The sequence below is a fragment of the Geobacter hydrogenophilus genome (genome assembly GCF_018501225.1).
Lineage (GTDB): Bacteria > Desulfobacterota > Desulfuromonadia > Geobacterales > Geobacteraceae > Geobacter > Geobacter hydrogenophilus.
In genome coordinates this window covers 343,510-360,848 of sequence record NZ_JAHCZI010000001.1, presented here as the reverse complement: position 1 = coordinate 360,848, position 17,339 = coordinate 343,510, and the positions used below count along the sequence as shown (strand labels likewise).

At 63.9% G+C, this 17,339-nt stretch carries 17 protein-coding genes; 7 read left to right on the top strand and 10 right to left on the bottom strand.

Annotation, left to right across the window (positions count from 1 at the left end; translation table 11 throughout):
* Window positions 1–92: 92 nt before the first annotated feature.
* Entirely contained in the window at window positions 93–1,421 is a 1,329-nt protein-coding gene (locus KI811_RS01595) for an anaerobic C4-dicarboxylate transporter (RefSeq protein ID WP_214184736.1), read from the top strand.
* A 73-nt stretch (window positions 1,422–1,494) separates the two neighbouring features.
* Here KI811_RS01595 and KI811_RS01590 read toward each other — a convergent pair whose 3' ends face one another.
* Window positions 1,495–1,983 (bottom strand): FmdB family zinc ribbon protein, encoded by a 489-nt coding sequence (locus KI811_RS01590; RefSeq protein WP_214184735.1) that lies wholly within the window; start codon window positions 1,981–1,983, stop codon window positions 1,495–1,497.
* A gap of 138 nt (window positions 1,984–2,121) precedes the next feature.
* Here KI811_RS01590 and KI811_RS01585 point away from each other — a divergent pair, with 138 nt between their 5' ends.
* Window positions 2,122–2,304, top strand: a complete 183-nt coding sequence (locus tag KI811_RS01585; protein ID WP_214184734.1) for a MerR family transcriptional regulator — start codon at window positions 2,122–2,124, stop codon at window positions 2,302–2,304.
* Between the two features lie 18 nt (window positions 2,305–2,322).
* On the opposite strand, the gene KI811_RS01580 is transcribed toward KI811_RS01585, so the two are convergent.
* The 6 genes from KI811_RS01580 to KI811_RS01555 all read right to left on the bottom strand — a co-directional run bounded on the left by KI811_RS01580 (window position 2,323) and on the right by KI811_RS01555 (window position 7,612).
* Window positions 2,323–3,063 carry a hypothetical protein gene (locus tag KI811_RS01580; RefSeq protein WP_214184733.1) on the bottom strand — a complete coding sequence of 247 codons (741 nt, stop codon included), beginning with the start codon at window positions 3,061–3,063 and terminating at the stop codon, window positions 2,323–2,325.
* An 84-nt stretch (window positions 3,064–3,147) separates the two neighbouring features.
* Window positions 3,148–3,819 (bottom strand): HesA/MoeB/ThiF family protein, encoded by a 672-nt coding sequence (locus tag KI811_RS01575; RefSeq protein WP_214184732.1) that lies wholly within the window; start codon window positions 3,817–3,819, stop codon window positions 3,148–3,150.
* Between the two features lie 3 nt (window positions 3,820–3,822).
* A complete protein-coding gene (locus tag KI811_RS01570; protein WP_214184731.1) occupies window positions 3,823–4,101 on the bottom strand; it encodes a MoaD family protein in 279 nt (92 codons plus the stop codon).
* Entirely contained in the window at window positions 4,098–5,324 is a 1,227-nt protein-coding gene (locus KI811_RS01565; protein WP_214184730.1) for an NAD(P)/FAD-dependent oxidoreductase, read from the bottom strand. Before KI811_RS01565 ends, KI811_RS01570 begins: the two co-directional genes overlap by 4 nt.
* A 1-nt stretch (window position 5,325) precedes the next feature.
* Window positions 5,326–7,131, bottom strand: coding sequence for an aldehyde ferredoxin oxidoreductase family protein (locus KI811_RS01560; protein ID WP_214184729.1), 1,806 nt, complete (start codon window positions 7,129–7,131; stop codon window positions 5,326–5,328).
* Between the two features lies 1 nt (window position 7,132).
* Window positions 7,133–7,612 (bottom strand): 4Fe-4S dicluster domain-containing protein, encoded by a 480-nt coding sequence (locus KI811_RS01555; RefSeq protein ID WP_214184728.1) that lies wholly within the window; start codon window positions 7,610–7,612, stop codon window positions 7,133–7,135.
* 285 nt (window positions 7,613–7,897) lie between these two features.
* Between KI811_RS01555 and KI811_RS01550 the strand changes: the two genes are divergently transcribed.
* Window positions 7,898–9,253, top strand: a complete 1,356-nt coding sequence (locus KI811_RS01550) for a DEAD/DEAH box helicase (protein ID WP_214184727.1) — start codon at window positions 7,898–7,900, stop codon at window positions 9,251–9,253.
* Window positions 9,254–9,474: 221 nt separating this feature from the next.
* On the opposite strand, the gene KI811_RS01545 is transcribed toward KI811_RS01550, so the two are convergent.
* The 3 genes from KI811_RS01545 to KI811_RS01535 form a co-directional block, all read right to left on the bottom strand.
* A complete protein-coding gene (locus KI811_RS01545) occupies window positions 9,475–10,416 on the bottom strand; it encodes a Trm112 family protein (RefSeq protein WP_214184726.1) in 942 nt (313 codons plus the stop codon).
* Between the two features lie 12 nt (window positions 10,417–10,428).
* A complete protein-coding gene (locus KI811_RS01540; protein WP_214184725.1) occupies window positions 10,429–11,322 on the bottom strand; it encodes an ATP-binding protein in 894 nt (297 codons plus the stop codon).
* Window positions 11,323–11,582: 260 nt separating this feature from the next.
* Window positions 11,583–13,208, bottom strand: a complete 1,626-nt coding sequence (locus KI811_RS01535) for a fumarate hydratase (RefSeq protein ID WP_214184724.1) — start codon at window positions 13,206–13,208, stop codon at window positions 11,583–11,585.
* A gap of 233 nt (window positions 13,209–13,441) precedes the next feature.
* Between KI811_RS01535 and KI811_RS01530 the strand changes: the two genes are divergently transcribed.
* The 4 genes from KI811_RS01530 to KI811_RS01515 all read left to right on the top strand — a co-directional run bounded on the left by KI811_RS01530 (window position 13,442) and on the right by KI811_RS01515 (window position 17,292).
* Complete coding sequence (locus KI811_RS01530; RefSeq protein ID WP_214184723.1) at window positions 13,442–13,621, top strand: SAP domain-containing protein; 180 nt, start codon at window positions 13,442–13,444, stop codon at window positions 13,619–13,621.
* Between the two features lie 176 nt (window positions 13,622–13,797).
* Complete coding sequence (gene dnaB / locus KI811_RS01525) at window positions 13,798–15,168, top strand: replicative DNA helicase (protein WP_214184722.1); 1,371 nt, start codon at window positions 13,798–13,800, stop codon at window positions 15,166–15,168.
* Window positions 15,158–15,967, top strand: a complete 810-nt coding sequence (gene lpxA, locus KI811_RS01520) for an acyl-ACP--UDP-N-acetylglucosamine O-acyltransferase (protein ID WP_214184721.1) — start codon at window positions 15,158–15,160, stop codon at window positions 15,965–15,967. Before dnaB ends, lpxA begins: the two co-directional genes overlap by 11 nt.
* Window positions 15,968–15,984: 17 nt before the next feature.
* Window positions 15,985–17,292: an enoyl ACP reductase FabMG family protein gene (locus tag KI811_RS01515; protein WP_214184720.1), complete on the top strand. Its 1,308-nt coding sequence runs from the start codon at window positions 15,985–15,987 to the stop codon at window positions 17,290–17,292.
* Window positions 17,293–17,339: the final 47 nt, after the last annotated feature.

The following is a 17,339-nucleotide window of genomic DNA, read 5'->3' as shown; positions in this document are numbered from 1 at the left end:
TTGCCACCTTGGCATTCTCCATGCTCTAACCAAGACAAGACGGTTACGAGCAACGCGGCTCGAAAACTTTACCGCAAGCATGGAGGTGTCTCATGGCAATGTTCTGGATCCAATTCATCCTCGTCCTTGGCGCGGTGCTCATCGGCATCCGCCGCGGCGGCGTGGCCCTGGGGCTCATCGGCGGCCTTGGCGTCTCGCTGCTGGTCCTTGGTTTCCGCAGTTCCCCCTCGGAGCCCCCGATCGCAGTCATGCTCATCATCCTGGCGGTGGTCACCGCCTCGGCGACCCTCCAGGTGGCCGGCGGCCTCGACTACCTCGTGCAGCTGACCGAGAAGATGCTGCGAGCCCATCCCAAGTACGTGACCATCCTGGCCCCCCTCTCCACCTTCTTCCTGACGGTCTGCGTCGGGACCGGCCACGCGGTCTACGCGCTGCTGCCGGTCATCGCCGACGTGGCCATCAAGACCGGCATCCGCCCCGAGCGCCCCATGGCCATCTCCAGCGTCGCCTCCCAGATGGGGATCACCGCCAGCCCCGTGGCCGCCGCCGTGACGTTCTTCCTCGGCTTTGCCGCCAAGGCGGGCCATCCGGTGACCCTCATCGACATCATCTCCATCACCCTGCCCGCCGGCGTTATCGGCCTCCTGGTGGCCGCCGCCTGGAGCTTCAATCGCGGCCTTGACCTGGACAAGGATCCCGAATACCAGGCCCGCCTCCAGGATCCCGAATTCCGCAAGTCCCTCGATGCCAACGTGACTACCCTGGACAAGGAGATCAGCACCACCGCTAAGCTGTCCGTGGCCCTCTTCTTCGCCGGCGTGGGGACCATCATCCTCTTTGCCGTGTGCCCGGACCTGCTGCCGCTTAACGGCGAGAAGAAGCCGGTCCCCATGACCACGGTGGTCCAGTTCGTCATGCTCGCCTACGGCGCGTTCATCATGTTCGCCGCCGACGTGAAGGCCAAGGATATCGCCCACTCCAGCGTCTTTACCGCCGGGATGATCGCCGTGGTCTCCATCTTCGGTATCGCATGGATGAGCGACACCTTCATCTCCGCCAACAAGAAGTTCCTGGTGGACAACATCGGCGTCATGGTCAAGATGGCCCCCTGGACCTTCGCCATCGCTACCTTCTGCATCTCCGCCTTTGTGAAGAGCCAGGCCGCGACTCTGGCCATAACGCTCCCCCTGGGTCTGGCCCTCGGCCTGCCGGTACCGCTGCTGCTGGGGCTCATGCCGGCCAGCTACGCCTACTTCTTCTTCGCCTTCTACCCCAGCGACCTGGCGGCCATCAACTTCGACCGCACCGGCACCACCCGCATCGGCAAGTACCTCCTGAACCACAGCTTCATGATTCCGGGCCTGATCGGGGTCAGCGTATCGACGGTGGTTGCCTACGGGATTTCGCAGATGATTCTGTAGGATGGGAAAAGAGATGGTGGGGCGTTACGGAGGGGGGAATGTTCCCCCCTCTCTGTTTTTCCGGCAATGAAAACTACATGGTATAGAGTGTGTCGTCGTGGGCCGGCGGGGCGAGGCGCTTTTTGATCCCCCGGATTCCTTCCCTGGCGAAGGGATTGTCGGCGTCGAGGAGGTCACCCATCTCCGCTTCGATCTTTTCCGGGTCTTCCCCTGCCTCCAGGCGCCGCATGGCTTCCTCGAACCCCGATCCCAGATTCATCCCTGTGGCATCCTGGAGTTTGCGCATAAAGCGGGCCATCTGCCGGGGTTCGTTCTCGTCCATCCCCTCCATCTCGCCGGCCAGCCCCATCATGGCCCGTTCCAGCTTCTCCTCGTCCATGTCGGGCATTCCTTCCAGCGGTTCTTCCGTTCTCCCCTTCGAGAAGGCGAAGCGGGATACCTGGCGCTGCAGTTCGTGGCGTCCGCACCGGGGGCAGTCGGGGCGCTTCTCGGTGTTCACCCGGCGGGAGAGGAAGTTGAAGATGGTGTGGCAGTCGGCACAGTAGAATTCGTAGACCGGCATCGCTGCGGGCTCCTTTCATAACCGTTTGCAGCAAGATAATCACGGAGTTCCTGCTCCGTCAAGTTTACGAGGGGTATGGAAGCGGTTACCGGCCGGAGTGGTATACTGAAAGCAGGTTCCCGGGAAGGAGGCAGCGTCATGTCCATGGACAAAACCTGGTATACACTCGATGAGGCGGCAGCGAAATTCGGCGTTCCCACGGCGCGGATCCTCTCGTGGGTCGAGGATGGCCTCGTGCGGAGCGAGGATGAGGGCGGTAAGGTAGTCCGGGTGAACGGCGACGATCTGGAGTTGAAGGTGGAGGAGCTGACCGGCCTCTGAGGGGAAAAGGCGGCTCTGTCAGGGAAGGGGGAGATTGAAACTCTCTTCCCCGTACCCGTCTGCCGTGTAGTAGGCGGTCATGAAATCCCTGCCGCGCCGGGCAACTGCGTAGTTGAGCCCCGTGGCCGCAGCCGCCTGCTCCAGGAGCTGGTCGTCACCGAGGGAGGGGTTTTTCTTCCGGGCTGCATCGATTGCCTGGGTGATGGCCAGCCCTGCGACGAAGGTCTCTCTGTCGGGGCGGTAGAGGCGGGGGCGGTCCACTGTTTTTCCCTCTTTATCCTTCGTTCCGATGAGGGCGTTGGCCTCCTCCATCTGCTCCAGGGAGGGGATGCCGTAGCGGAGCGCCACTTTCCCCTGCTCCCAGGCCGCCTGGGCCATGGCGCAGAGCGGGCACTCCACCGCCGGTTTCAGGGTCAGGACGATCCGCTCCGCGGCGGGGACTTTTTCCTTCAGCTTCTTCAGCATTGCCACCGTTGCCGCCTTCAGGTCCGACCGGTCGCTGTCGAACCCCACGATCCCGATCCCCTCGACGGTTTTCCCTTTATCACTGAAGCTGACGTTCCGCACCTCGAAGTTGAGATCTTTCCGCACTGTTCCCGTCACAAAGGGGGGCTCTTTGGCGGCGGGGGACGGCACGGCCGGCGCCGGGTTTTCCTGTTTCGGTTCGGGCTCCAGCCAGAGGCCGATCCGCCATGCCAGGAAGAGGGCGATGAAAAGAGAGATGATGCCAGTGACGAGCTTGTAGGTTCTGCCGTTCATGGGGTTTCACCTGTTTGGGGAGTTGATGGCCGCTGCATGTTTCAAAGGGTACCGGCAAGGGTGCGGAAAAGCAATCAGACCCTCTCAGACATCGAGAAACTGGAGGGAAAGGGTTGCCAGGTCCACTACGAGGAACCGGTCCCGGAGTCGGGGTTCCCCCCAGAGGACGTGGAACAGCTCGTTGGCCATAAGGCCGGCGATGATGATCGGCCCGTCGGGGGAGACCGAAATGGGGCCCTCCGGCTGTCGGCACCCGGCAAAGAGGAGATCGATGGATTGAGACTCCCCCGGAATGAGGGTCAGCACCTGGCCGTGCTCCCCCTGTATCCCCCCGTGCACGAAGGGGACCCCGGCGGGGGTGCCCCGGTGGAGGGCGAAGCGGCTGGCAAAGTTGTCGAGGCAGTCGGCCACGGCGTCGGTGCTGACCGGCACGGTGAATCCTTCGTCGATCCGTGCATCAAGGGTGACGAGTTCCGTTGCGGCATTGATGGCGCCTAGGCGCTCCCGGGCCACCAGCACCTTCTTCTTACCAACATCCTTCTCTGCGTAGAGGGTCTGCCGGTTCAGGTCGGACCATGCCACCACCCCGTCATCCACGAGGACGAGCCGCCCCAGTCCGGCCCGGGCCAGGAGCTGGCCCACCGTAGCGCCGAGCCCCCCGACCCCGGCGACGAGGACCGTCGCCCGTTTCAGTACCCGCTGCTTCTCCTCTCCCCAGCAGAGAATTTGTCGGCTGTAGCGTTCCGTTTCCGCCACGACTCACCCCCCGGCGCCGGGGGGAAAGAGGGCCACCGTGTCCCCGTCGTTGACCGGCGTTTCGAGCCCCTGCAGGTGGAGGACGTTGCGCCTATTCACGAGGATGATGGTCCCCGCGTTGAGTACCCCGCCGGCGGCCAGCTTGTGTATGATCGGTCCGGTCAGGGTCTTCTCTGCCCGTTCCAGGACCCGCCCCACGGTGTCCCCCGGTTCGGAGGGAAGCTCCACCGACTCTTTCCGGAGCAAGAGCCGCAAAAGCCCGAAGAACTGGACCCGGATCACGATGCCAGCTCCAGGAGCCGCGCCGCGTAGGTGTTAGCCCCCCGCAGTACCCGTTCCCCCGGGAAGATGGCCCTGGTCCGCACCAATTGGCAGAATACCCCGGCGTCGTTAGTCTCGCCCACCATGGTGGCCCCCATGACTCGGTCGCGCTCATCCAGGAACACCTTCCGGAACCGGCCGGTGAAGCGGTCGTGGGCCGAGAGTGTCCGGTGGGCGCCGTCGCCGCAGTATCCCACCACCGCCACATCCACCCCGAAGACCTCGGTGGTGTTGTTCTTGAGGCTCCCGTCGCAGGCGCAGGGGAGCCCCAGCATGTTCAGGGCCGCGATCTCCCCCTGCTCCACGGCGGTCATCCAGTTTCCCTGGATGGTGGCCTCGCCGGTGACGAAATCCCTCCCGTCGGCCACATCCCCGGCGGCAAAGATGTCGGGGTGGCTCGTGCGGCAGAAGTCGTCGATGACGATCCCTTCCTTCACGGCCAGGCCGGTTTCCCGGGCAAGGGCGGTGTTGGGCACCACCCCTTTACCCACCAGGAGGAGGTCGGTGGCGAAGCGCTCCCCCCGGGCAAGGGTGAGCTCCAGTCGGTCCGTCCCATTCAGCTCCGCGATGTCGTCCCGCTTGTGGATCACGAGCCCCGTGGCCAGGAACCGCTCTTCGAGGATGGCCGACGCCTCCGGGTCCACCACGCGGCTGAAGACCCGGTCGGAGCCGATGACGAGGTGCCGCTCCACGTCGCTCCCCGCTTGGGAGAGGAAAGGGATGCTCACGAGCCCAGCCCCCACGGCGGTGACGCTCCGGGCCCCCTTCAGGAGCCGTTCCAAACGGTCGGCGTCCTCCAGGTGACGCAGGGTCGAGACCCCGTGTGCCGTGATCTCGACTCCCCGGGCCTCGGCGCCCGTGGCCAGGAGGAGCTTGCCGTACTCCACTGTTGTGCCGTCGGCCAGGAGCACCTGGTGCCGGTCGGGGTCGAGTCCCACGGCGGCGTGCCCCAGGAGGGTGGCGATGGCGAAGCGCCGGTAGAAGTCGTGCCCCACGATGAAGAGGTTCTCCCGGTGGGTCTTCCCCCCCACGTAGTAGGGGGTCAGGACCCGGGAGTAGGCGGGGCAGTTCTCCCGGTCAACCAGGGCCACGGAGACGTTCCCGCCGTGGCGCCGGATGGTGCGCAAAGCCTGCAAACCCGCCGCACTATTGCCAATGATGAGGATGTCGTAGTGCTGGTTCACCTCAGACCAGCCCCAGCGTGGCCAGTTTCTCCGCAGTGGGGACTCCCCCCTCGTCCCATCCCCGGACCCGGTAGTAGTCGGGGAGCATTGCGCCGAGCTTCGCCACCTCCCCCTTCATGGGGCCGTCGGGGAGGGGTTCCTGCAAGAGCCGGGGAGGGAGGGTATCCTGGGAGGGGGAGATCCCCGCCTTCAGGTTGAAGACCCGCTCCAGGTTCCAGACCCGCTCGCCGGCGGCGAGGACCTGGTCCTGGGAGAGATTCAGGCCCGTGGCGGTGTTCAGGAGGTTCGTCACCTGGGGCGCGCCAATGGCAAAGGTGGTGAAGAGGCAGATGCCGGCGGAATCCACCACTGCCGTGAAATCCTGGAATGCCTTGGTCCAGCCCGCCTTCCCCTCTGTTACCTGGGGGTCCAGCTTCTCGGGAACCCCGAGGATCTCGGGGGAGACCATGTACCCCCGCACGTGGCAGGCCCCCCGGTTGCTGGTGGCATACTCCAGGGCCATCCCCTGGATGCCGCGGCCGTCGTAGGCGGGGAACTCCAGCTTCTTAACGGTCATGGAGAGCTCGGGAACGCCGTAGCTCTCGGCAAGGCCCCAGGAGCCGAGCCCTAGTCTGGCGCCGAACCCCTCACCCGTGCCGATCAGCTCGAACATCCGGACCAGGGCCTCGCCGCTGCCGAATGTGAGGGGTATCCCCGTCTCAGCCTCGGTGACGAGTCCCTGCTGGTAGAGCTCCATGGCGCAGGCCACGGTGGAACCGGCGGTGATGGTGTCCATGCCGTACTCGTTGCAGAGGTAGTTGGCCTTGGTGATGGCCGCCAGGTCCGCGATGCCGCAGGCAGCACCCAGGGCCCAGAGGGTCTCGTACTCGGGTCCCTCGCCGTTGCCTGACCAGCGCGGGTCCGAGAGGGCGGTGACGCGGCCGCAGCCGATGACGCACCCCATGCACCCCTTGTTCCGCTTGAGATAGGTCTGGGCGAGACGCTCCCCCGAGATCTCCTCGGCCCCTTCGAAGGTGCCCGACTGGAAGTTGCGGGTCGGCAGCGCCCCGCTCTGGTTGATGACGTTCATCAGCACCGCCGTCCCCAGGGCCGGGAGCCCCTCGGCGGTGACCGGATGGCTCCTGAGCATACGGAATGTCTCCCGGGCCGCCTCCCGGAAGGCCGGGGCATCGGCCACGCCGACCCCGCCGGTCCCCCGCACCGCCACGGCCTTCAGGTATTTGCTCCCCATGACCGCCCCGACGCCGCTGCGGCCGGCAGCCCGGTGCTTGTCGTTCACGATGCAGGCGAAGCGGACCAGCTTCTCCCCGGCAGGGCCGATGCAGGCCACCTTGGCGTCGGCGTGGAACTCCCGCAGGATCATGTCCTCGGTCTCGTTGGTCGATTTTCCCCACAGATGGGTGGCGTCGGCCACCTCGGCCCGCTGATTGTGGATCTTGAGATAGACCGGACGGTCCGCCTTCCCCTCGATGATCACCAGGTCGAAGCCGGCGAACTTCAGTTCGTTGGGGAAATATCCTCCCGAGTTGGAACTGGCGATGGTGCCGGTGAGCGGTGACTTGGTCACCGCCATGTAGCGGCCGTTGGCAGCCCCGTAGGTCCCCGTGAGGGGACCCGTGACGAGGATCAGCTTGTTGTCGGGGGAGAGGGGGTCGGTCTCCGGCGCCACCTCCTCCGTCAGGTATTTGGAGCCGAGTCCCCGGCCCCCCAGGTACTCCCGGGCCCAGGCCATGTTCAAATCCTCAATTGCGCACGTTCTGGTCGAGAGGTTCACCCGCAGGACTTTCCCATTCCATCCGTTCTTCATCTCACACCTCCCCCTGGCCTTCCTTCATGGTCTGGACGAATCGCATGACCTTCCCCCGCAGCGGCGTGTCCTCCTCCGAGAAGGTGAGGCAGTGGGTGGGGCAGAAAATCACGCACTCGGGCACGTCGGGCGCGCAGAGGGTGCACTTGTCCGCCTTGCGGGTCTCGGGGAGGTATTTGATCATTCCGAAGGGGCAGGCGCTCACGCAGGTGCGGCAGCCGACGCACTTCAGCTCGTCCACCGTGACGACGCCGGTGGCGGCGTCCTTGGCGATGGCCCCCTTGGGGCAGGCCTTGAGGCACCAGGGTTCGTCGCACTGCATGCAGGTGACGGTGATGAACTGGGCCTCCTCCACGAACACGGCATTGACGATGCGGGCCTTGCTCGGCGCGAATTCGCCCCGGTGCTTGAACGAGCAGGCGAGCTCGCACGACTTGCAGCCGATGCACTTGGACGGCTCGATGCGGATCAGCTTCTCCATGGGAAACCTCCTTCGGTTGATGGGGGCGTTTGGGACGCGGGGGAGGGGAACGGGCCAGGAAGCCAGTGGCCGGCGCCTGGCGCAACGTTTTAAGCATAAAGGGCGATTAATGGCTGTCAAGCGGCGATCATGAACGCGAACGACGGCGGTATAATCCTTGACAGGTTCCGTCCAAAGCTGCTACGGTTTCGCCATTACCACCAGCTGTTCCCGGATACCGCGAAAATCGTAAGCCCCGGAATTTACCGGGGCTTTTTTCTTGAGGAACACAGAAAGAAGGAATAAATGGAATTCAAGGAGTTCAACCTCCACCCCCAGGTGGCGGCCGGCGTCACGGCGGCAGGGTACACGACCCCCACCCCCATCCAGGCCCAGGCCATCCCCACGGTCATGGAGGGGCGGGACGTCATGGGGCTCGCCCAGACCGGCACCGGCAAGACCGCGGCCTTTGCACTGCCGATCCTGCACCGGCTCGCCCAAGGGGAGCGGGGGCGCGTCCGGGCACTGATCATCGCCCCGACCCGGGAGCTGGCCGAGCAGATCAACGACAGCTTCGTCACCCTGGGGCGCCAGACCCGCTTGCGGAGTGTCACCGTCTACGGCGGCGTTAACGTCAACCCCCAGATCCAGAAGCTCAAGGCGGGCGCGGAGATCGTCGTGGCCTGTCCGGGGCGGCTCCTGGACCACATGGCCCAGGGGACCATCGACCTCTCGCACCTGGAGGTGCTCGTCCTGGACGAAGCGGACCAGATGTTCGACATGGGGTTTCTCCCTGATCTTCGCCGGATTCTGAAGCAGCTTCCCCCCAAGCGCCAGACCCTGCTCTTTTCGGCCACCATGCCCATCGACATCCGGGTCCTGGCCCAGGAGATCCTGCGGGAGCCGGTCACAGTGCAGGTGGGTAACGTTGCCCCTCCGGTCACCGTCACCCACGCCCTCTACCCGGTGGAGCAGCACCTGAAGACGCCGCTCCTGCTGGAGTTGCTGCGCCACACCGACACCGAGTCGGTCCTCATCTTCACCCGCACCAAGCACCGGGCCAAGCGCCTGGGGGAGCAGTTGGAGAAAGCCGGCTACAAGGCCGCCTCCCTCCAGGGGAACCTCTCCCAGAACCGGCGTCAGGCGGCCCTGGACGGCTTCCGGGACGGCACCTTCCAGATCCTCGTGGCCACTGATATCGCGGCCCGGGGGATCGACGTCTCCCAGGTATCCCATGTCATCAACTACGACATCCCCGACACGGCCGAGGCCTACATCCACCGCATCGGCCGCACCGGCCGGGCTGCCCGAAGCGGTGACGCCTTCACCATGGTGACGAGCGAAGACGGCGCCATGGTCCGCACCATCGAGCGGAAGCTGAACACCTCCCTGGAGCGCCGCACCATGGCCGGCTTCGACTACAGCGTGCCAGCGCCGAAAAAGGACACCGAGTTCGCCCGTCCTCCCCGGCAGCCGATGCCGTCCCGCAGACCCGCCGAGGCGAAGAAGGGGGGAGCCCGCCAGGGAGCATCCCAACAGCCGGGGAGCGCAAAACCCGCCGAGGGGAGACGCCCCCAGCAGCAGGGTGCGAAGCTCCATCCCGCCCGCACTGCCGGAGCCGGCGGACAGCGCTCTAGCCAGCAGCGCCGTCAGCCCCGCTGAGGATGTGCATCGGCACCGTGCCACGATGAAAACGAAAGAGGGGGAAGCTGCGTTGGCGGCTTCCCCCTCTTTCGTTTTGTCGTGTGCGGTTACTATTAACACTAAGCGCTCGTGTGTCGGTTTGTCACAGAGTACGAAAGGACCCCCCTCAATCCCCCCTACTTTGTAGGGGGAAGCGAGCGCAAGCGAAGCAGGGGGTACGCAGCCGGATATAGTGATTTTTACCGCTCCGCCACCAGAAACTCACTCCTGATCAGCTCGAAGTGGTTGCGGTGGGAGCGGATCTTCCACCAGACGCTCCCCTCCTGGGCCACGGTCCAGGGGGGGGAGATGATCCCCTCTTTCCCCTCCAGGAGGGCACGGACGTTGTCCATTCCCCGCCCCGGGTAAGGGCCTGTTTCGGTCCCCCCCAGCCACTTCTCCTCCGGCGTGTTGGCCGTAGACCAGGAAAAGGGATCGGACAGGAGGAACGATGCCTCACTCTGCCGTGCGACCCGGTTCACCTCGTAGAGGTGGGCCAGTGGGTAGGCAACCCGGTCGATGAGGTTCAGGGAGGCGGTCCGGGCGAAGGTCTCCCGGGCAAAGGGGATGGCCAATGCGTCGGCCATGACAAACTCCACCCCGTCGGTCCGCCACTGGTCGGGGAGGGCGAGGCGGAATTTATCCCGCAGGTTCCCTTCCCGGGGGAGGGAGAAGGTGATTCGGCGCTCCCGGGCAAGCTCTCGCGCAGCGCGGATAAAGGAGAGGGAGAGGTCGAACCCCACCGCCAGAGTGCTCCGCTGCCCCAGTTCGAAGGTGAGCCTTCCCACGGCGCAGCCGGCGTCGAGGGAGGTTTCGGCGCTCCCTGCAAGGGCGGATGCCCAGGCGGCGTAGGCGTCCCCTGCCTCCGGGTCCCCGGCCAGGTCCGCGAAGTGGCTCCAGAGATAGGTGGCGAGGGTCCCCTGCTCCTCGTACTTCCACTGCCCCCCCGAGGGTCCGGCATCCGGCTCCGGGAGGAGCACGGCGATGCCGTCCCGGATCGGGAACCGGCGCCGGCATCCCCTGCAGGAGAGATGGCCTGTCGTTACGTCGCCGTCGGCTTCGGCGGTCACCGTCAGCTCCAGGGGACGCTCCTTCGGGAGGCAGGCGGGACAGATGAGGAGGGGAGCGATGCTCCGCTTCATGGGTCCGGTGCCTTATGCGGCCTGTCTGTTCAGGAGATACTTGCCGACCCAGTGCTTGGAGAACTGGTAGGCGGTGCGGCCGCAGCGCTTTTTCTTGTCGTGGGACCACTGGATGGCGTCGAGCCTCAGTTGCTCCGACCAGGGGATATCCACCTTCCGGGTGCGGGCTTCCCGCTCCACGCAGAGGCGCACGGCTTCCAGGTAACGGTCCTGGGTGAAGACGTGGAACGGCACCCAGAGGCCGAACCGGTCCGAGAGGGCGATTTTCTCCTCCGTGGCCTCGCTCTCTTGCAGTTCACCGTTGACCAGCTTCCAGCCGATGTTGTCGGATTCGTACTCGGGAAGGAGGTGGCGGCGGTTGGACGTGACATAGATGAGGACGTTCTCGGGGGGGGAGTAGACCGACCCGTCCAGGGCGCTCTTGAGTATCTTGTAGGTCAGTTCCCCCGGTTCGAAGGTGAGGTCGTCGCAGAGGAGGATGAAGCGGTAGGGCTCGCTCTCCACGGCGGAGAAGATGTCCGAGAGATAGATGAGGTCTTCCTTCTCCACCTGGATGACCCGGAGCCCCTCGGCGGCGTACTCGTTGAGGAGCGCCTTCACCAGCGACGACTTCCCTGTCCCCCGGGACCCCCAGAGGAGGGCGTTGTTGGCCGGCAGCCCCTTCAGGAACTGCCGCGTGTTGCTGATCATGATCTCCTTCTGCTTCTCCACTCCCAGCAGCTCCTGAAGGGAGGTAGTATCGGTAACCCTGACTGCCTGGAGGAAGCCGGAAAAGGAATGGCGGCGCCAGTTGGCGGCGTAGCAGGTGGACCAGTTGACCGGTTTTACGGCCCGGGGGAGGAGCATCTCCACGGAGCTGAGGACGCGTTCGAGCTGGGCAACGAATTCGGGTTTCATGTTAAGCATGGGTATCTCTTTTCGTGACGTTGATCATGCAAGTTGAGCGGCGCATTAGAGGTGAAAGCGGCTAACGGTTCGAAAAAACAAGATAAAACAGTGGTTGTTTTTGGTATACGTCATCCCTGCGCCCTCTGTCAAGTCCAAACCCCGGGCCTGTTGCCGCAAACGCGCTCCCCGTGCGGGGAGAGGAGGATTTCCTTCCGCGCACGGAAAAGCCCCCGGCCGCGTGAGCAACCGGGGGCTTATTTCGTTTTCAGACCGGGGTATTACAGACCCAACTGCTTGAAGAAGTCGTTCCCCTTGTCATCCACCAGGATGAAGGCCGGGAAGTTCTCCACTTCGATTTTCCAGACCGCTTCCATCCCCAGTTCGGGGAAGTCGATGCACTCGACTTTCTTGATGTTCTCTTCGGCCAGGACTGCGGCCGGACCGCCGATGGAACCCAGGTAGAAGCCGCCGTGTTTCTTGCAGGCATCGGTCACCTGCTGGCTGCGGTTCCCCTTGGCGATCATGATCAAGGAGCCGCCATTGGACTGGAGAAGATCCACGTAGCTATCCATCCGGCCGGCGGTGGTGGGGCCGAAGGAGCCGGAGGCCTTGCCCGGCGGGGTTTTGGCCGGACCGGCGTAGTAGATGGGGTGGTTCTTGAGATAGTCGGGGAGCGGCTTGCCGCTGTCGAGGATCTCCTTGAACTTGGCATGGGCGATGTCGCGGCCCACCACGATGGTGCCGTTCAGAAGGAGCGGCGTGGAAACCGGGTGTTTGCTGAGCTCAGCGAGGATCTCCTTCATGGGGCGGTTCAGGTCTATCTTGACCCCGTGCTCATGCTTGCCGCGGTACTGCTCGGGGATCAGGCGGCTGGGGTTGCGGTCAAGCTCCTCGACGAAGAGGCCGTCCTTGGTGATTTTGGCCTTGATGTTGCGGTCGGCCGAACAGGAAACCGCCATCCCCACGGGGCAGGAAGCACCGTGGCGCGGGAGCCGGATGATCCGTACGTCGTGGGCAAAGTACTTGCCGCCGAACTGGGCGCCGATGCCGAGCTTGTAGGCCTCCTGGAGGAGCTTCTCCTCCAGTTCAACGTCGCGGAAGGCCCGGCCGTGCTCGTTCCCCGTGGTGGGGAGGGCGTCAAGGTACTTGGCGGAGGCGAGCTTGACCGCCTTCATGCAGGCGTCGGCCGAGGTGCCGCCGACCACGACGGCGATGTGGTATGGCGGGCAGGCAGCGGTGCCCAGGTACTTCATCTTGCCGACCAGGAACTTGAGCAGGCTGTCCGGGGTGAGGAGCGCTTTGGTCTCCTGGTAGAGCATGGTCTTGTTGGCGGAGCCGCCTCCCTTGGCCATGAAGAGGAACTTGTAGTAAGGGCCGTCCACGGCCTGGATATCGATCTGGGCCGGCAGGTTGGTGCCGGTGTTGACTTCCTTGTACATGTCCAGGGCCACGGTCTGGGAGTAGCGAAGGTTCTCCTCGGTGTAGGTCTTGTAGACCCCCTTGGAGAGGAATTCCTCGTCATTGCCGCCGGTCCAGACCTGCTGCCCTTTCTTGGCGACAACGGTGGCGGTGCCGGTGTCCTGGCAGATGGGGAGCTCAAAGTTGGCGCTGATCTCGGCGTTCCGCAGGAACGCCAGGGCAACCCCCTTGTCGTTCTGGGAGGCTTCCGGGTCCCGCAGGATCTTGGCCACCGATTCGTTGTGCTCGGGGCGGAGAAGGAAGGAGACGTCCCTCATGGCCGTGTTGGCCAGGACGGTAAGTGCCTCGGGATCGACCTTGAGGACCTCTTTCCCTTCGAAGGTTGCGACGCTTACGTACTTCTCCGAATCGGGGATCTTGTAGTACGACGTTTCATCTTTTTCGAGGGGGAAGGGTTCCTGGTAAACGAACGGCTTGGTGGACATACATGCTCTCCTTTCGCGTGGGTTTATGAGGAGTTTCTGTATACAGTATGCAAGGCGCAATCTTATGTAAAATTTTTCATTTTGTCGAGAGGGAAGTTGAGCGTATCAGAATGTTCGACGGTGCGGTTGCGAGGCGGTGAATCTTCTGGTACATATTGTAAGGATGTCATAACGCAGTAATATGACAATGATAACTCAGAAGAGTTGAGAAGCCCACTCGGGAGGAAAGCGCCATGAAGATGCAGGAGATCAAGGAAGTTGCCAAACAGCGGGGGGTCAAGGCAGGCACCCTGAAGAAGGCCGAGCTGATCAAGGCCATCCAGCGGATGGAGGGGAACGCCGACTGCTACGGCGAGGGGAAAGCGACCACCTGCGGGCAGGACCAGTGCCTGTGGCGGGAGGACTGCGACTGAGGCTTGGCACGGTGTGGAAGGTATTGGGCGAGGCAGGCCGGTTGGCCGCCTCGCCTTTATTTTTCGGCGATGGTAAGGCGGGTCAAAATCGTTGACCCGGTAGGCGGCGCGGGGTATAGTGCTTCATTCTTCGATCCTCTCCCAGTATTTGTTTCCATTACGTTCCAAGGCAGGCCATGTCCGCGGTAGACCTGAGAAAAGTACCTCCCCAGAGCCTTGAGGCCGAGATGTCGATCCTCGGCGGGATTCTCCTCGAAAACGAGGCGATCAACCGCTCCCTGGAGATCATCGAGGCCGACGACTTCTACCGGGAGACCCACCGGAAGATCTTCCGGGCCATGGTGGACCTCTCCACCCGGAACGAGCCCTGCGACCTCATTACCCTCACCGATGTGCTGAAGCGCTCCGGGGAGCTGGAGGAGGTGGGAGGGGCCGCGTATCTGGCCACCCTCGTCGACTACGTTCCCACTGCCGCAAACATTGCCTACTACTGCCGGATGGTGAAGGAGAAGTCCATCACCCGCCGCCTCATCACCGCGGCCACCGACATCGTCACCAAGGGGTACGACGTGGAGACCGGCGTGGATGAGCTTCTCGACGCGGCCCAGAAGACCATCTTCGAGATATCGGACAACAAGCTCCGCCCCGCCTTCACGCCGGTCGGCACCATCCTCAAGGATACCTTCAAGCACATCGAGACCCTCTACGAGAAGAAGGAGCATGTCACCGGCGTCCCCACCGGCTTTTACGACCTGGACGAGATGACTGCAGGCTTCCAGCGGGGGGACCTCATCATCATCGCCGGCCGTCCCTCCATGGGTAAGACGGCCTTTGCACTCAATATTGCCCAGCATGCCGCGGCCCACGCCAGCACCCCGGCGCCGGCGGCCATCTTCTCCCTGGAGATGAGCAAGGAGCAGCTCGTGATGCGGCTTCTCTGCTCCGAGTCGCGGGTCGACGCGAGCCGCCTGCGGACCGGCCATCTGGTGGATACCGACTGGCACAAGCTGACCAGCGGGGCCGACAAGCTCGCCAAGGCGAAGATGTTCATCGACGACACCCCGGCCATCCCGGTGCTGGAGATGCGGGCCAAGTGCCGGCGCCTCAAGGCGGAGCACGGCCTGGGGCTCATAGTGGTCGACTACCTGCAGCTCATGCGGGGCTCCAGTACGGAATCGCGCCAGCAGGAGATCTCGGAGATATCCCGCTCCCTCAAGGCCCTGGCCAAGGAACTGGACGTGCCGGTGGTGGCCCTGTCGCAGCTGAACCGCTCCCTGGAGAGCCGCACCGACAAGCGCCCCATCATGAGCGACCTGCGGGAATCGGGCGCCATCGAGCAGGACGCCGACGTGATCATGTTCGTCTACCGGGACGCCGTCTACTGCGACGACTGCAAGAAGCGGGACGGCTCCTGCACCAAGGAGCATGACAAGGATGCCGAGATCATCATCGGCAAGCAGCGTAACGGCCCCATCGGAACGGTAAGGCTCCTGTTCAACGGCCAGTACACCAAGTTCGAAAACCTGGAGAAACGTCATGACTACTAGCATCCACCCCTCAGCACAGATTAGCCCCTCCGCCACGATCGCCGCAGGCGTGGAGATCGGCGCCAACGTCATCGTGGGGGATCACTCCTCCATCGGCGCCGGCACGAAGGTGATGGCCAACGCCGTCATCGGCCCCTGGACCCGGATCGGCGAGAACAACCAGATCCACTACGGGGCCATCGTGGGGCACGATCCCCAGGACTTCGGCTACAAGGGTGAGGAGAGCTGGACCATCATCGGCAACAGCAACATCATCCGCGAGGGTGCCACCATCCACCGGGGGAACCGGCCGGGAACCAATACGGTGGTCGGCGACAACAACTTCTTCATGGTCAACTCCCACGTGGGGCACAACTGCGTGCTGGGGAACAACATCATCCTGGTCAACGGGGTGCTCCTGGCTGGGCATGTGGTGGTGGAGGACCGGGCCATCATCTCCGGCAACTGCGTGGTGCACCAGTTCTGCCGCATCGGCAAGTTCGCCATGATGCGTGGGCTCTCCCGCACCTCCCGCGACGTCCCCCCCTTCTGCATCATGGACGACACCCACACGGTGAAGGCCCTGAATCTCGTGGGGCTGCGGCGCAACGGCTTCGACCAGGCCCGCATCCGGGCCATCAAGAACGCCTTCAAGCTCCTCTTCCTCTCGGGGCTCAACATGCAGAACGCCCTTGCCGAGGCGGAGCGCACTCTCAATATCACCGATGACGTCCGCTATCTCCTGGATTTCATCAAGAGCGCCAAGCGCGGTGTCTGCTTCGGACACGGCGTGATCGTGGACGTGGAAGAGAAAGATTAGTTAAAGGAGTTTTCCTAATGACCCAATACAACCCTTTGAAACAGATTCCCGCGACCGCCGGCTATGGGAAGGGCGATGCCTTTGTCCTTTTCGGCGAACTCTTCGGCCGGGGGTACGCCAACGGCATCGTCGACGAGGCGAAAAAAGCCGGCATGACCATCATCGGCGCCACCGTGGGGCGCCGCGACAACAACGGACCGCTCCGTCCCCTCACCCCCGAGGAGCTTGCCGAGGCCGAGGCGAACCTGGGTGGGAAGATCATCAACGTGCCGCTGGAAGCCGGCTTCGACCTGGAGCCGGCCGCCGACGGCCTCACCCCTGCCGACCGCCTCAAGGGGGTGAAGCCCGACACGGTTGTGGAGACGCGGCTCGACATGGCCGCCATCGAGGAATCGCGCCAAAAGGGGCTCGCCCGCTTCCGGGAGAATCTGGCCCTCTTTACGAAAGAGCTGGAAAGGCTCATCCCTGCCGGGGCTAATGTCCTCATCGCCCACACTATGGCCGGCGGCATTCCCCGGGCCAGGACCCTTATGCCGATCCTGAACCGGGTATTCAAGGGGCAGGGAGACCGGTACCTGGCGTCAGGACCCTTCTGGAAATCCGACGTGGGGCAGTTCTGCTCCCTCTCCTTCGACGAGGTGACCGCCGACACCTTCGGTGCCCTCATCGCCGCCACCGCCGGGCTTCGGAGTTGCGTGGAGGGGACCGGGTTCCGCATTTCCTACTCGGCCTTCGGCTACCACGGCTGCGCGGTGCTCATCGACGGAGAATACCGGTGGCAGTCCTACACCCCGTACCTCCAGGGATGGGCCAAGATCCGCCTGGAGGAGGTTGCCGCGAAGGCCTGGCAGGAAGGGGTGAAAGCCACGGTCTACAACTCTCCCGAGATCCAGACCAATTCCAGCGCTCTCTTCCTGGGGGTGGAAATATCCCTCTATCCGCTCCTTGCCGCCCTGCGGAAGGAAGGGGACGGTCCCGCGGCAAAGGCCATTTGGGACGCCTGCCAGGGGCTCCTGAAGGAAGGGGAGACCCTCGACGCCCTCCTGGCCAAGGCCGAGGCCTACCTCTCGTCGCCGGTCCTGAACTCCTTCGGGACCTACGGGGAGTGGCCCCACCACAATACCGCGGAGCAGGCGAGCCTCATGCTCACCGTCTCCGACGAGCTCATGGCCATGAGCGCCGACCCCAAGAACATCGTCTGCGCCGAACTCTCAAAGGCCGTCTTTCAGGCGGTGGGACGCCTCATGTTCGATCATTCCTGGAGCCCCCAGGCCCCGGCGCTGTGGTTGAACCACGACATCATCGCCCGCCGGCTCATTGGCTGAGCGGCACCCGGATAGAAACGCAAAAAAAAGAGCCGTCCCCCTCGGGG